The following is a 15337-nucleotide window of genomic DNA, read 5'->3' as shown; positions in this document are numbered from 1 at the left end:
AACCGGATCATGAGCATCACTTCTTCCAAGGGCACGGCGGTCGTCACCGGCGCGTCTTCCGGCATCGGCGCCATCTATGCCGACCGCCTGGCCCGGCGCGGGTATGACCTGATCCTGGTGGCGCGCAACGTCGCCCGCCTGCAGGAGCGCGCCCAGCGCCTGGCCGCCGAAACCGGCCGCAAGGTCGAGGTGCTGGCCGCCGACCTGACCAAACCCGCCGACCTGCGCGCCGTGGAGGCCCGCTTGCGGGAGGACGCTGGCATCACCGCCCTGGTCAACAATGCCGGCGTGGGTTCCGCCACCCCCTTGCTGGAGGCCGATGTCGACGCGATGGACGCCATGATCCAGCTGAACGTGACAGCGCTGACCCGCCTGACCCATGCCGCCGTGCCCGGCATGGTGCGGCGGGGCGGCGGGCTGGTGATCAACATCGCGTCCATCGTCGGCATCGCGCCGGAGCTGCTGAACGGCACCTACGGCGGAACCAAGGCCTTCGTCATCGCCTTCACCCAGTCGCTGTACCATGAGTTGGCCGGCAAGGGCCTGCGGGTGCAGGCCGTGCTGCCCGGCGCCACGCGGACGGAGTTCTGGGATGTCGCCGGTGTGCCGGTCGACAACCTGCCGCAGGAATGGGTGATGCCGGCGGACGAGATGGTGGACGCCTCATTGGCCGCCCTGGACCAGGGTGAACTGATCACCATCCCCGCCCTGCCCGACGTGGCGGACTGGCGGGCCTATGAGGCGGCGCGGCAGGGCCTGAAGCCCAACCTGTCGCACAGCACGGCGGCCGCCCGGCTGAAGCCGGCGGCGTAAGGCGCCCACCTGACATAACGGGCCGCCCCGTCGCCAGGGTGGCCCGTGCCGTCAGTAGACCGTGCCGGTGCCGGTGCCCATCTGGGTGTTCTGCTGCTGGGCGGCGCCCGGTGCCGCCTGGACCCAGACGCTGCCGCCGTCGCCGCCGTCCAGCACGCCTTCGTTGCCCTTGGGCTCGGTGCCCGGGATGAAGGCTTCCCAGATGGCCTTGCGGTCGCCCGGTTCGGCCAGGCGGCCGGTTTCGGGATTGACCCGCACCAGGCGCACGCCCGGTGGCACCCGGAAGGGCAGCGAGGGCTTGTCCGCCAGGGCGGTCTTCATGAACTCCTCGAAGATGGGCACGGCGACGGAGGCGCCGGTCTCATGATCGCCCAGGGAGCGCGGCTGGTCGTAGCCGGTGAAGACGCCGAACACCAGGTCGGGGCTGAAGCCCACGAACCAGGCGTCCTGGCTGTCGTTGGTGGTGCCGGTCTTGCCGGCCAGCGTCTTGCCCAGCACGCGCAGGCGCGCCGCCGTGCCGCGGTCCACCACCCCCTGCAGGATGTTGACGATCTGGTAGACGGTGCGGGGGTCCTCGATCTGTTCGCGCGTGTCGGGCACGTCGGGAACGGCGCCGACCTCGGCATTGGAGGCGGCCTCCGGCGCGGCCGGCGCCACCTGGCAGCCGTCGCAGGCGCGCTGGTCGTGCCGGTAGATGGTCTTGCCGGCCGCGTCCTGCACCCGGTCCACGAAGGTGGGGGTGATGCGCTTGCCACCGTTGTCCAGCATGGCGTAGGCGGTGGTCAGCTTCAGCACCGTGGTCTCGCCCGCCCCCAGCGCCATGGACAGTTCCGGCGCCAGATGGTCGCTGATGCCGAACAGCTTGGCCTCGTTCACCACCGCCGGCATGCCGATGTTCTGCGCCAGGCGCACGGTCATGACGTTGCGCGACTTCTCGATGCCCACGCGCAGCGGCGTCGGGCCATAGAACTGGTCGGTGTAGTTGCTGGGCCGCCACTTCTCCTGTCCCGCCCCCTGCTCCAGCGAGAAGGGCGCGTCCAGCACCAGGCTGGACGGGGTGAAGCCCCGGTCCAGCGCCGCCAGATAGACGAAGGGCTTGAAGGACGAACCCGGCTGGCGGTTGGCCTGCGTGGCGCGGTTGAAGGAACTGATGCGGGCGCTGAAGCCGCCGCTCATGGCCAAGACGCGGCCAGTGCGCGGGTCCATGGCGACCACCGCCCCCTGCAACTCAGGAATCTGGCGCAGGGTGTAGAGACCGGGCACGGGCGCCGGCGCCGCGTCCTTGTCCGCCCCCTTGGCCGGCTCCGCCATGACGGGTTCGACCATGATGACATCGCCGGCGGTCAGCGCCTGGCGCCGGGCCCACTTCACATCCTCCGGCCGCAGCTTGCCCTCGCCCTCTTTCAGGCCGATGGCGGCCTCATCCCCCTCGGCCTTCAGCACCACCGCCAGCTGCCAGCGCTCCCCGCCAGCGGGCACGGCCGCCTTGGCCAGCTGGTCCTGCCAGTTGGCCAGGCTGTCCAGGCGGCCGACGGCGCCGCGCCAGCCCTTGCGCCGGTCAAAGGCCTCAAGCCCGTGGCGCAGGGCCTCCACCGCCGCCTGCTGCAGCTTGGGGTCCAGGGTGGTGCGGATGGAAAGCCCGCCCTCATACAGCTTGGACTCGCCGTAGACCGACAGCAGCTCGCGCCGCACCTCCTCCACGAAGTAGTCGGCGTCCACCTGCTCACCGGCGTGGCGGTCGCGGAAGGTCAGCTGCCGGGTTTGCGCGTCCTTGGCCTCGGCGGCGGTGATATAGCCGTCCTCCGCCATGCGGCCCAGCACATAGTTGCGGCGCGCGATGGCGGCATCATGGAAGCGGTCGCGGAAATAGCGGTCCGGCGCCTTGGGCAGGGAGGCGAGGAAGGCCGCCTCATCCACCGTCAGCTCATCCAGCGACTTGTTGAAGTAGTTCAGCGCGGCGGCGGCCACGCCGAAGGACCGGTTCCCTAAGTAAATCTCGTTCAGGTACAGCTCAAGGATGCGGTCCTTGGACAGGGCCTCCTCGATCCGGTAGGAGAGGATGGCCTCCTTGATCTTGCGGACGTAGCTGACCTCATTGTTCAGCAGGAACAGGCGCGTCACCTGCTGGGTGATGGTGCTGGCGCCGATGGGGCGGCGGTCCTGGCCCAGCCGTTCCACGTTGGTGGCCATGGCGCGGGCGATGGCCAGCCAGTCGACGCCGCCATGCTGGTAGAAGTTCTGGTCCTCGGCGGAGACGAAGGCCTGACGCACGCGCTTGGGGATCAGGCTGATGGGCACGAACACCCGCCGCTCCGCCGCGAACTCCGCGATCAAATGGCCGTCGCCCGCCTGCACCCGCGTCGCCGTCGGCGGCTGATAGTCCACCAGCTGGTGATAGTCCGGCAGGTCCGCCGCGTAATGGCGGTAGCCCAGGTACAGGCCGACGCAACCCGCCCCCGCCAGAATCAACAACACGACCAACAGCTTGACGATAATGCGCATGGGAAGGACCAACACCCGCGGGTATGTTGCCGAAAGAGGCCGGCACCCTAACAGGAAGCGCCCGGCCTGTCGCGCCCCGCCCGGCAGCGGCGCGCATGCCTCAGGCGCACGACTGGCGCCGCGATCGTGGCTTATTTACGGGTTGGCTTGCGGCGGGGCCCGAAGAAGGTGTCGATGGCGCGCACCATGTCGGTAGCGAAGCGCCGGCGGTGGCTGTCGGTCACCAGCAGGCGGGCATCCACCGGATGCGACAGATAGCCCATCTCCACCAGAATGGCCGGCACGTCGGGGGCCGTCAGCACGGCGAAACCGGCCGACCGCAAAGGCGAGTTCAGCAGGGTGATGTCGTGCCCGACCGTGTCCACCACCAGGTTGGCCAGACGGCGCGACTGGTTGCGGGTGTCGCGCTGCGCCAGGTCGATCAGGATGCCCACCACCTGTTCGTTCTGCCCGGCCAGGTCCATGCCGACGATGGCGTCGGACCGGTTCTCGCGCTGGGCCAGCATGTCGGCCTCACGGTCCGTCGCCTTGTCCGACAGGGTGTAGACGGACAGGCCGCGCACCGGCCGGCCCACCACGATGTCGGCGTGCAGCGAGATGAACAGGTCGGCCCCCAGGGCGCGGGCCTTGGCGGGCCGATCGCGCAGGGGGATGAAGATGTCGCTGTCGCGGGTCAGCGCCACGCGGTAGCGGCCCGTCGCCTCCAGCGCGCGGGCGACCACGCGCGCCATGGCCAGGGTGATGTCCTTCTCATGATCGCCGTTGACGCTGGTGGCGCCGGGGTCATCACCGCCGTGGCCGGGGTCCAGCACGATCAGCGGCAGGCGGTCGCGCAGGGTTGGTTTTTCCGTGGGCGCCGGCGGCACCATGATGGATGAAGGGGCCGCCTTGGGCGGCGGCGACGGATCGGGCGGCAGGGTCGGCAGCATGCCGGCCCGGCTGGCGGCCGGCACCATGGCGGCACCCACCGGCGGCATGCCGGTGCCCGGCGCCTCCGGCAGGACGGCCACGCTTCTGTCCTCCACCGGTGGCGGCGGTGGGGACGGCGGCGCTGTCGGGACCAGTGCGGCCATCAGGCTGCCCAGGTCGCCGTGGGCCAGGTCCAGCACCAGGCGCGGCGGATGGCCGTCGCGCGCGGGCAGGAAATCGGCATTGGCGACGCGCACCGGCCCTTCGGTCATCAGCACCACCTGGGCGGCACCGGACAGGCTGCTGGTCATGCGCACGTCTTTGACCAGGCCGCGCCCGGCCCCGGGCAGGGCCGCCTGCCAGGCGACCGACGGCAAATCGATCACCACCCGGCCGGGGTTGATGGCGGTGGTGACGCGATAGTCCGTGCGCTCACTCATCTCCAGGACGAAGCGGGTCATTTCCCCCTGCAGGCCCAGGCGCACGGCCAGGACGCTGGTGCGCTTGGACGACGGCAGGCGCAGCACCTGCGTGGCCTGCGCCATCTCCGTCCCCCGGACGGACGCCATGTCCCGCGCGCGAGCCGGCACAAACGTAAGCAGGGCGAACATCAGGACAGGCGTCACCCAAGCCAGGATCGCCCCCCGCGACACCTGGCGCCTACAGATCCGGTGAGGTCGACGCCCAAAGGCGGACACTGCGCATCCCCCGAAACCAATCGAGACAGGCCTTACCAGTGCGCCTTATACCCTTCTTGAATCAATTGCTTCAAGCGGGATCATGAGACGGCGTCTAAGAAACCCGCCGCATTTCGACTCGGGTGGGCGCCCTGCCGGCCCCCACCGCCCCCCGCCGGTTGAAATAGGACCGACAAAGTCATGATTCTTTCATTGTAGTATGGGGCGCCCGTGTTTATCTTCAATTTCGCGACAACCAGCATCCTCGTCCCGCCCCTCTCCCGGGGTGGGGGCGTCGCCCCCGGTTCCCGTACCGCAGCCAGCCAAGTCCGCTGCGATGCGATCCGTGGGTGGGACGCCTTGATGGATGCGCGGTCCTGTGAAACCACGAAGCCGGCGCCGGCCCCCATTTTCCATTGGGTCAGCGCCAGGTTCCGGTCGCCCGCCCCCCCGCTGGCCGCTTCCTGGAAGCGCCGTTTCGGGGTGCTACAAGGCGGCGACTGGGGCCCGATGCTTCGGCGACAAACAGTGGCACACCGGTGGGTTCGTCCGTCGCGCGGACCCCACCGTCCCTGTGCCATGAGGATAAAAAATGGCCAAGCGTATGCTTGTCGACGCCACGCATCCGGAGCAGACCCGGGTCGTTGTGGTCAATGGTAACAAGCTTGATGAGCTTGATTTCGAAATCGCCAGCCGGAAGCAGCTGAAGGGCAATATCTATCTTGCCAAGGTGATCCGGGTGGAGCCGTCGCTACAGGCGGCCTTCGTGGAATACGGCGGCAACCGCCACGGCTTCCTCGCCTTCTCCGAAATCCATCCGGACTATTACCGCATCCCGGTCGCCGACCGCGAAGCGCTGATCCGCGAGCAGGAAGAGCTGGAGCGCGAACGCGAAGCGCAGGAGCACGAAGAGGAAGAGGCCCTGCAGACGGCGGCGCATCCGCCCCTGCTGGAGGCCGGCGCCTCATCCGCCCCCTATGACGACGCGGCCGCCCCGGCGGCGATCGCGGCCGTGGCCGATGAGGTCGGCGCCCACGAAACCGTGGCCACCGATCTGGTGGTGCCCGAAGGCCATGCCGACGACGCCTATGTGCCGGCGGCCCAGCCCCTGATCATCGATCAGCCCTACATCAGCGAGGAACTGTCGGCCGGCGACGCCGATGGCGAGACCGCCGAGTTCAGCGAAGCCCCCTACGCCGAGGGCGAGTTCACCGAGGGCGAAGACGACGCCTACGGCGAGGACGCCGGTGAAGGTGAAGGCGAGGAAGGTGGCGAGGGCGAAACCGCCGAAGGCGAGACCGCCCGCCAGAACGCCGACCGTCGCCGCCATCGGGGCCGTCGTGGCCGCCGTGGCCGCGACCGCAACGACCGCGCCCCGCAGGAAAGCGGCCACGCCGAGGCCGCCCACGCCGATGGCGAGGAGGAGGAGCGTCGCCGCCCCCGTTCGCTGCGATCCTACAAGATTCAGGAAGTCATCCGCCGCCGCCAGATCCTGCTGGTCCAGGTCACCAAGGAAGAGCGCGGCACCAAGGGTGCGGCGCTGACCACCTACCTGTCCCTGCCCGGCCGCTACTGCGTGCTGATGCCCAACACCCCCCGGGGCGGTGGCATTTCCCGCAAGATCACCAACCCGCAGGATCGCAAGCGCCTGAAGGAGTTGCTGGAGGAGCTGGACATTCCGAAAGGCATGGCCGTCATCCTGCGCACCGCGGGCATGGAACGGTCCAAGCAGGAGATCAAGCGCGACCTCGAGTACCTGATGCGCCTCTGGGACAACATCCGCGAGCAGACGATGCAGGCGGTGGCCCCGGCGCTGATCTACGAGGAAGCGAACCTCATCAAGCGGTCGATCCGCGACCTGTACGCCAGCGACGTGGACGAGGTGCATGTGGAAGGCGAGGCGGGCTACCGCACCGCCAAGGACTTCATGCGCATGCTGATGCCCAGCCACGCCAAGAAGATCCAGCAGTACACGGACGACATTCCGCTGTTCCACCGCTTCCAGGTGGACAGCCAGATCGACCTGATGTTCAACCCGGTGGTGCAGTTGCGCTCCGGCGGCTACATCGTCATCAACCAGACGGAAGCGCTGGTCGCCATCGACGTCAACTCCGGCCGCGCCACCAAGGAGCGGAACATCGAGGAGACGGCGGTGCGCACCAACCTGGAGGCCGCCGAAGAGGTGGCCCGCCAGTTGCGCCTGCGTGACCTGGCCGGCCTGGTCGTCATCGACTTCATCGACATGGAAGACGGCCGCAACAACGCCGCGGTCGAAAAGCGCCTGAAGGAGGCCATGAAGGCCGACCGGGCACGCATCCAGCTGGGCCGCATCTCGCCCTTCGGCCTGATGGAACTGTCGCGTCAGCGCCTGCGCCCCAGCCTGCAGGAAATCAACTTCGAGCGTTGCCCGCATTGCGAAGGCACCGGTATGGTGCGTTCGCTGGAAAGTGCGGCCCTGGCCGTGCTGCGCGCCATCGAGGACGAAGGCATCCGCCGCCGCTCCACCGAGATCACGGTGACGGCCGCCAGTGCGGTGACCCTGTACATCCTGAACCAGAAGCGCGATGCCCTGACGACCATTGAGCGTCGTTACGGTTTCCGCGTCTTCCTGTCGGCCGACGACAGTCTGGTGCCGCCGGATCACCGTCTGGAGCGCATCCGCGCCCGTACGGCGGCCGATGACCAGCCCGCCGCCGCCGTCAGCGCCGAGCGTATCTACGCCGAGACCGACCGCGCCCTGGAACATCAGGACGTAGCCGTTGAGGAAGACGTGGTCGAGGATGAGGTCGAGGAGACCACGACCGAGGCCCAGGCGTCCGACGCAGCGTCCCAGGAGCGTCGCCGCCGCCGCCGCCGCCGCCGTGGCGGTCAGGACCGCGCCGAGACGACGGAGCAGGAAACCGAGACGACCGAGGCCGTGGCCGACGCTGCCGCCCTTGAGCCTGTCGAGGCCGATGCCGACGGTGAAGGTGAAGGCGAAAGCGCCGAAGGCGTGGACGGTGAGACGGACGCCGACGGCGAAGCCAACGGGGAGCGCAAGAAGCGTCGCCGTGGCAAGCGCGGTGGCCGCCGTCGTGGCCGCCATGGCGCCGAGGACGGCACCACGGGTGAGGACGGCGATGTCGCCGACGCGGCGGATGGTGAAGCGGCCGAGCCCATCGCGGCCGACGCCGTGACGCCCGACGCCGCGGTGGAACCGACCCCGGTGGAACCGGCGCACGAAGCGCCGGCTGCCGAGCCGGTGGTCGAAGCCGCCGCCGAAGCCCCCACCCCCGTGACGGAAGTCCCGGCGGAAGAGGCCCCGGCCAAGCCCAAGCGCGCCACCCGCAGCCGCAAGAAGGCCGCCCCCGCCGCCGAGGAAGCGCCGGTGGTGACCGAAGCCGCCGCCGAACCGGCCCCGGCTGTCGAGGCCCCCGCCGTCGAGACGCCCATCGCGGAAGTCCCGGCGGAAGAGGCCCCGGCCAAGCCCAAGCGCGCCACCCGCAGCCGCAAGAAGGCCGTCCCCGCCGCCGAGGAAACGCCGGTGGTGACCGAAGCCGCCGCCGAACCGGCCCCGGCTGTCGAGGCCCCCGTTGCGGAAGCCCCGGCCGCCGTCGAGGTGGCCGCCGAGGACGCGGCACCGGCCGAGCATCCCTCGGTGGAGTTGAACCCGTCGGTGGAACAGCCCAAGAAGGGCTGGTGGAACCGCATCCTGAAGTAAGGCCTTCAGGGTGGGTTCAACCGCCAAGGCTGACGGCCTAGCGCCCACAGCCTAAACGAATCAGCCCTCCCGGCCCCTCGGCCTGGGAGGGCTTTTTCATATATGGTGTTCACGATACCCTGCCGCGCCCAAAGGTTGCCATGCCCGCCGATACCGATGCCCTGATCCTGATCGACATCCAGAACGACTTCTGTCCGGGCGGCGCCCTTGCCGTGGCCGATGGCGACGCGGTGGTGGCGCCCGCCAACGCGCTGGCGCCCCAATTCGGCACCGTCGTCCTGACGCAGGACTGGCATCCGGCCGGCCATACCTCCTTCGCCAGCGCGCACGCGGGCAAACTGCCCTTCGACATGACACAGATGCCCTACGGCCCGCAGGTGCTGTGGCCGGATCATTGCGTTCAGGGAACGGCCGGCGCCGCGTTCCATGCCGGCCTGGCGCCGGCGCTGCAAAGCGCGCAACTGGTGATCCGCAAGGGCTTCCGCCCCGCCATCGACAGCTATTCCGCTTTTTTTGAGAACGACAAGGTGACGGCCACCGGTCTGGCCGGGGCCTTGCGCGAGCGGGGGGTGCGGCGCGTGTTCCTGGCTGGCCTCGCCACCGACTATTGCGTCGCCTATTCCGCCACCGACGCCGCCCGGCTGGGGTTCGAGGCGTTCATTGTGGAAGAGGCCTGCCGCGCCATCGACCTGCACGGTTCACTGGCCGCCGCCCGCCGCGACTGGACGGCCGCGGGTGTCAAAGGCATCAGCCTGGCGGACGTTCTGGCATTTTAGTGTTCCCTCAAACGGCGGGCGGGCCCATCCGGGCCCTTGCCTTGTCCTCGATTTCCAGTCCGCCTTCGGCTCCCCGTAAATCTTCGGCGGCCCCGGTCGGGGCCTGAACGGCATGGGACAGCGGCCGTTCAAGACGCCCCACCGCAGGGCACCCTTGCCCCCTGAGGTCGCACCATGACGCCCGCCCTTGTTGACGCTGGCGGCAAACTGTAGCTTTCTGCCCCAAACGATCCGGGGACGCCTTTGCCGAGGCGTTTGCCCCGGTTTGGCTTGTTCGCCCTTCCGTGCCCCGAGGTGATGGGTTTGCGCTACACCATCCTGATTTCCGTCCTGAACGAGCAGGGAAACATCCTGCCGCTGCTGGAAGAGCTGCAAGCCGTCGCCCCCTACCCCGGGGACTATGAGGTCCTGTTCGTCGATGACGGCAGCACGGACGGCACACCCGCCGACCTGCAACAAGCCAAGGCCAAGTACCCCTTCGTGCGGGTCATCCGCCACGGCCGCCGCGCCGGGAAAAGCCGCGCCATCCGCACCGGCTGCCATGCCGCCAGGACCGACTGGATCATGATGGTCGACGGCGACATGCAGAACGACCCCCGCGACATCGCGCCCATGCTGGCGGCGGTGGAACGCGATCCGGAGGTGAAGGTGGTGTGCGGCATCCGCCGCCGGCGCGACGACACCCTGGCCAAGAAAATCACCTCGCGCCTGGGCAACGGCATCCGCCGGTCCCTGCTGCGCGACGGCTGCCCCGACACCGGCTGCGGCTTCAAGCTGGTGCACCGCGCCGCCATTGCTGGAACTGCCGCAGTTCGACGCCATCCACCGCTTCATCCCCACGGTCGCCACATACAGCGGCTGGAAGATGGCCAACGTGCCCATCAACGACCGCGCCCGCCACGCCGGCCGGTCCAAGTACACCAACCTGGGCCGGGCCGCTGTCGGCTTCTTCGACCTGCTGGGCATGCTGTGGATGCTGCGCCGGAACACCATGCCCGGCACGGCGCAGGAGGTCTGATCCATGGTCTGGGATCACGTCGCGCAGTTCCTGCTGCACTGGTGGCATCAGGCCCTGGGCAACAATGGCTGGATCGCGGCCTTCGGCCTGTTCGGCCAGGCCATGTTCATGTCCCGCTTCATCGTCCAGTGGATTTCCAGCGAGCGCGCGGGCCGCAGCGTCGTGCCCGTCGCCTTCTGGTATTTCAGCCTGGCCGGCGGCAGCCTGGTGCTGCTGTATGGTTTGCTGAAGCCCGACCTGGTGATCATCGCCGGCCAGATGCCGGGCCTGGTGGTCTATGCCCGCAACCTGCACCTGATCCACAAGCACAAGCGCGCGGAAGCCGCCGAAGCCACCTGACGCCGTTGCCGTCGCCGTCCTTTCTTCAGAAGCCGCTGGAACACGCCCGCCGATGAACGACCCCTATCGTCCCGCCGTCCTGCGGCCCGTGCATTATGTGATCCTGGCCCTGCTGGCGCTCGCCGCCTTCCTGCCCGGCTTCACCACCATCCCGCCGTTCGACCGCGACGAAAGCCGCTTCGCCCAGGCGACGCGGCAGATGCTGGAAACCAAGGACTTCGTCTCCATCCGTTTCCAGGATGAGGCGCGCAACAAGAAGCCGGTGGGCATCTATTGGCTGCAGAGCGCCACGGTGACCGCCGTCCAGGCCATCACCGGCGACCATAATGCCGAGGATACGCCCATCTGGGCCTATCGACTGCCCTCGCTGGTCGGCGCCGTCATCGCCGTGCTGCTGACCGCCTGGGCGGGGCAGCTGCTGTTCGGCGCCACCACCGGTTTTGGTGCGGCCCTGCTGATGGCCGTCAGCGTGCTGCTGAGCGTCGAGGCGCGCATGGCCAAGACGGACGCCGTGCTACTGGCCACCGTGGTGGCGGCCATGGGCGCGTTGGGCCGCATCTACCTGGACCGGCGCAAGCCCATCCCCCCCACCTGGGGCCTGGTGCTGACCTTCTGGATCGCCATGGGCGTCAGCATCCTGGTCAAGGGGCCGGTCATCCTGCTGCCGGTGCTGGGGTCCATCATCACCCTGGGCTTCGCCGACCGTGACTGGCGCTGGCTGAAGGGCCTGCGCCCCCTGCCCGGCATCGCCATCGTGCTGGCCATGGTGCTGCCCTGGCTGATCGCCATCACCATCGCCACCAAGGGCCAGTTCTTCGCGGACTCCATCGGCCATGAGTTCCTGGGCAAGGTCGGTTCGGGCCAGGAAAAGCACGCCGGCCCACCGGGTTATTACCTGATCACCTTCTGGCTCAGCTTCTGGCCGGGCAGCCTGCTGGTGGGCTTAGGCGCCGCCTGGGCCTGGCGCCGCCGCCATGACGACGCCGTGCGTTTCTGCCTGGCCTGGATCGTGCCCACCTGGCTGATCTTCGAGGCGGTGGCGACCAAGCTGCCCCACTACGTCCTGCCCACCTTCCCCGCCCTGGCCTTCCTCGGCATGGCGGCCCTGCTGTCGCGCATCGACGCCAAGACGGCGGAGGGCAAGGCCGCCAACCGCAACCTGCCGCCGGAGGAACGGGGCCGTCCCTCAATCGCGGCGGCGGTCGGCCGCTGGGGCGTGATCGCCCTGTACCTGATCATCACCGCCGCCCTGGCCGTCATTGCCATCGGCGCGCCCCTGCGGCTGGAGGGGACCAACCTGCCGGCGGGTGCTGTCGCCTGCGCCCTGGTGCTGGCCACCGGCATCGCCTTCGTGGTGCTGGAACGCATCGGCTGCCTGAAGCGGCTGACCCTGGGCATCGCCGCCGGCGGGGCCCTCAGCATGGTCACCATCCTGGGCCTGGTCATGCCCACGCTGAAGGCCATGTGGCTGAGCCCCGCCATCGCCCAGGTGGTGGCCGACAACCGCCTGTGCCCCACCACCGTGCTGGCCGCCGCCGGCTATACCGAACCCAGCATGGTGTTCCTGGTGGGCACCAAGACCATGCTGGGTGAGCCGGACATGGTGGCCAACCACCTGGCCGATGACCCAAGCTGCGGCCTGGCCCTGGTGCGCGACAAGGAAGAACCGGCCTTCACCGCCGCCCTGGCGGCGCGCGGCCTGTCGCCGGAACTGATCAAGCACTTCCGGGGCTTCAACTATTCCCGCGGCAACTGGGCCAACCTGGCGCTGTACCGCGCCGGCGCACCGGTCAACGCCCCGGCGGCCGAGCCAACGGCCCAGCCGCCCGCAGCCGAACAGCCAGCGGCTACGCCGCAGCCGTGAGGCGGCCGGCCCTGATCCTGGCCTGGGGCGGTTTCCTGGTGCTGGAGGCCGCCCTCATGCTGTGGCTGGATCGGCCCTTCACCCTGTGGGCCGCCACCCTGCCGGCCGAGGTCAAGGCGCTCAGCCACCGCCTGACCGTGGCCGGCGACAGCCTTTACAGCCTGGTGCCCCTGGGCCTGGCGGTCATCGCCCTGGCGACCGCCCGTGCCCAGGCGGAAGGAACGCAGCGGCAGCGGCTGGGCCAGTGGCTGGCCATGGCGGCTTTCGTCTTCCTGGCGGTGGCGCTGTCCGGCCTGATGGTTGATGCCATCAAGGCGGTGGTGGGTCGCCCGCGCCCGGTGCTGTTCCTGAGCCAGGGCATCTTCCTGCCCCAGCCCTTCCACATGGGCTTCCGTTATTATTCCTTCCCCTCGGGCCATGCCGACACGCTGGTGTCATTGGCCCTGTCGGTGGGCATGCTGTGGCCGCGCGCCAAGGCACCGCTGCTGGCCCTGGCCCTGGCGCTGGCCACCACCCGGCTGTGGGTGGGGGCGCATTACCCGTCCGACGTGCTGGCGGGGGCGGCCGTGGCGGTGGTGATCACGGGGCTTTTGCGCGATAGCTTCACACGGCGCGGCTGGCTGCCGGCGCCCGATGGCGCTATGGTCGCCGTCCGGAAATCACGTCAGTGACATTGACCCAACCCAGGAGGAAACCATGGCCGGCCGTATCGACGCCCGTCTGAAAGAACTCGCCATCGAGCTGCCGACCCCGGCCATCCCGGTGGCGGCCTACGTCCCGGCCGTGCAGACCGGCAACACCCTGTTCCTGTCCGGCCAGGTGCCGTTCTGGAATGGTGAGCTGCGCTGCGTCGGCAAGCTGGGCGACACCTTCACGGTGGAACAGGGCGTGGAAGCGGCCCGCCTGTGCGCCCTGAACCTGATCGCCCAGGCCAAGGCGGCCCTGGGCGGCGACCTGGACCGCGTGGTGCGCGTGGTCAAGCTGGTGGGCTTCGTCAATTCCACCGGCGACTTCACCGACCAGCCCAAGGTGATCAACGGCGCGTCCGAAACCTTCGTCCAGGTGTTCGGCGACGCCGGCCGCCACGCCCGCTCCGCCGTCAGCGCCGCAGCATTGCCGCTGGGCGTGGCCGTTGAGGTCGAGGCCATTCTGGAAGTGGTGTAAGGGCTTAATACCAGCGGCACGAAACGTTGACTCGTGTCGCTGGAGGCTGGCGACCGCCAGCCCCGGAGTGAGCACCGCAGGGCAGAACGAGGATAGCCAAGCCAGCGGATGCTGGCGCCCGGCGCCTGAGGGGGCCTTTGGTCGGTCACGATCAAAGGCCGCGCGTATAAGGTCGCGACAGCGGCCCCCTTTGGCCACACCCCTTGTTAAACACCGGCCGGCACCCGACTATTAGCCTGGGTGCCGACCGGAATGGGCAGCGTGATGGCAGATGGTGATAACGACTGGGCCGCTGGCCTGAAGGTGGGCGTGGCGCCGCGTATCGATGCGCTGATTGCCGAGGATTGGGACCGGTTGGCCGGTACCGACCATCCCTTCACCCGGCACGCCTTCCTGAGGATACTCGAGGACAGCGGTTCCGTCGGGCGCAAGGCCGGCTGGCTGCCGCAGCACCTGACCATCCGCGACGCCCAGGGCCGCCTGGTGGGGGCGGCGCCGATGTACCTGAAATCCCATTCCTATGGCGAATACGTCTTCGACCAGGGCTGGGCCAACGCCTATGAAAAGGCGGGCGGGGAGTATTACCCCAAGCTCCAGGTTTCCGTCCCCTTCACGCCGGTGACCGGCCCGCGCCTGTTGGCCGATCCCAACTGCCCTGATCCGGATGCCGTGCGCCGCCATCTGGTCGCGGCCCTGCGCCGCGCCGTGCAGGACAACAAGCTGTCCTCCGCCCACGTCACCTTCCCCGACGGGACCGACCGCGCCGCCCTGACCGGGGCCGGCTGGCTGGACCGCCACGGCATCCAGTACCATTGGGAAAACCGGGGCTATCGCGATTTCGACGATTTCCTGGCCGCCTTCAGCAGCCGCAAGCGCAAGGCGGTACGCAAGGAACGCCAGGCGGTGGCCGATAGCGGGGTGGAGATACTGGCCCTGACCGGCGCCGACATCTTGCCGGAACATTGGGACGCCTTCTTCCACCTGTACAACGCCACCAGCGACCGCAAATGGGGATGGGCCTACCTGACGGAAGATTTCTTCCATCGGCTGGGGGCGGAGATGGCGGACAGCGTGCTGCTGATCCTGGCGCGCGACCCGGCGCGGCCCGACGCCCGGGGCCGCCCCACCTGGGTGGGCGGCGCCCTGAACCTGTTCGGCGGCGACACCCTCTATGGCCGCAACTGGGGGTCGGCCGGCGACTATCCCTTCCTGCATTTCGAGGCGTGCTATTACCGCGCCATCGACTTCGCCATCCAACGGGGGCTGAAGCGGGTGGAGGCGGGAGCGCAGGGCGAACACAAGGTGCAGCGCGGCTATCTGCCCGTCACCACCTACAGCGCCCATTACATCGCCGACCCGGGCCTGCGCCGCGCCGTGGCCGACTTCGTGGACCGGGAACGCGAGGGCGTGGCCGCGGATATCGAAGCGCTGACGGCCGAGAGCCCCTATCGCTCCACCGAAAACGACCCCGCATGAATGGCGTGCGCCGCCTGACGGTGGGAGGCCACGGCCTCAGCGTGCTGGCCGCAGGTCCCGACCCGGTGGAACAGGCGGCACGGCCGGTGATCATGGTGC

General features: G+C 69.0%; 11 protein-coding genes. 9 read left to right on the top strand and 2 right to left on the bottom strand.

The annotated features are described in order from the left end of the window. The first annotated feature begins 9 nt into the window (after positions 1–9). Entirely contained in the window at positions 10–813 is an 804-nt protein-coding gene (locus PW843_05415; protein ID MDE1146049.1) for an SDR family oxidoreductase, read from the top strand. Between the two features lie 51 nt (positions 814–864). Here the strand turns inward: PW843_05415 and PW843_05410 are convergent, their stop codons facing one another. Next, positions 865–3315, bottom strand: a complete 2451-nt coding sequence (locus PW843_05410; protein MDE1146048.1) for a penicillin-binding protein 1A — start codon at positions 3313–3315, stop codon at positions 865–867. A 131-nt stretch (positions 3316–3446) separates the two neighbouring features. Then, complete coding sequence (locus PW843_05405) at positions 3447–4769, bottom strand: N-acetylmuramoyl-L-alanine amidase (GenBank protein ID MDE1146047.1); 1323 nt, start codon at positions 4767–4769, stop codon at positions 3447–3449. 724 nt (positions 4770–5493) lie between these two features. On the opposite strand from PW843_05405, the gene PW843_05400 reads away from it, so the two are divergent. The 8 genes from PW843_05400 (at position 5494) to PW843_05365 (ending at position 15238) form a co-directional block, all read left to right on the top strand. Further along, complete coding sequence (locus PW843_05400) at positions 5494–8601, top strand: Rne/Rng family ribonuclease (GenBank protein MDE1146046.1); 3108 nt, start codon at positions 5494–5496, stop codon at positions 8599–8601. Positions 8602–8741: 140 nt separating this feature from the next. Then, the gene (gene pncA / locus PW843_05395; protein MDE1146045.1) at positions 8742–9377 is read left to right on the top strand and encodes a bifunctional nicotinamidase/pyrazinamidase; all 636 of its coding nucleotides are present in this window, start codon (positions 8742–8744) and stop codon (positions 9375–9377) included. Positions 9378–10170: 793 nt separating this feature from the next. Further along, positions 10171–10395, top strand: a complete 225-nt coding sequence (locus PW843_05390; GenBank protein MDE1146044.1) for a hypothetical protein — start codon at positions 10171–10173, stop codon at positions 10393–10395. Between the two features lie 3 nt (positions 10396–10398). Beyond that, positions 10399–10734 (top strand): lipid-A-disaccharide synthase N-terminal domain-containing protein, encoded by a 336-nt coding sequence (locus PW843_05385; GenBank protein MDE1146043.1) that lies wholly within the window; start codon positions 10399–10401, stop codon positions 10732–10734. A gap of 52 nt (positions 10735–10786) precedes the next feature. Continuing rightward, positions 10787–12598, top strand: a complete 1812-nt coding sequence (locus PW843_05380) for a glycosyltransferase family 39 protein (protein ID MDE1146042.1) — start codon at positions 10787–10789, stop codon at positions 12596–12598. Continuing rightward, the gene (locus PW843_05375; GenBank protein ID MDE1146041.1) at positions 12595–13269 is read left to right on the top strand and encodes a phosphatase PAP2 family protein; all 675 of its coding nucleotides are present in this window, start codon (positions 12595–12597) and stop codon (positions 13267–13269) included. The genes PW843_05380 and PW843_05375 overlap by 4 nt, the downstream gene beginning before the upstream one ends. A 25-nt stretch (positions 13270–13294) precedes the next feature. Next, positions 13295–13762, top strand: coding sequence for a RidA family protein (locus PW843_05370; protein ID MDE1146040.1), 468 nt, complete (start codon positions 13295–13297; stop codon positions 13760–13762). A 264-nt stretch (positions 13763–14026) separates the two neighbouring features. Beyond that, complete coding sequence (locus PW843_05365) at positions 14027–15238, top strand: GNAT family N-acetyltransferase (GenBank protein ID MDE1146039.1); 1212 nt, start codon at positions 14027–14029, stop codon at positions 15236–15238. Positions 15239–15337 lie beyond the last annotated feature (99 nt).

This window comes from Azospirillaceae bacterium, from assembly GCA_028283825.1.
Classification (GTDB): Bacteria; Pseudomonadota; Alphaproteobacteria; order Azospirillales; family Azospirillaceae; genus Nitrospirillum.
The sequence above is the reverse complement of the archived record's forward strand: the minus strand, read 5'-3'. Positions and strand labels throughout refer to the sequence as shown.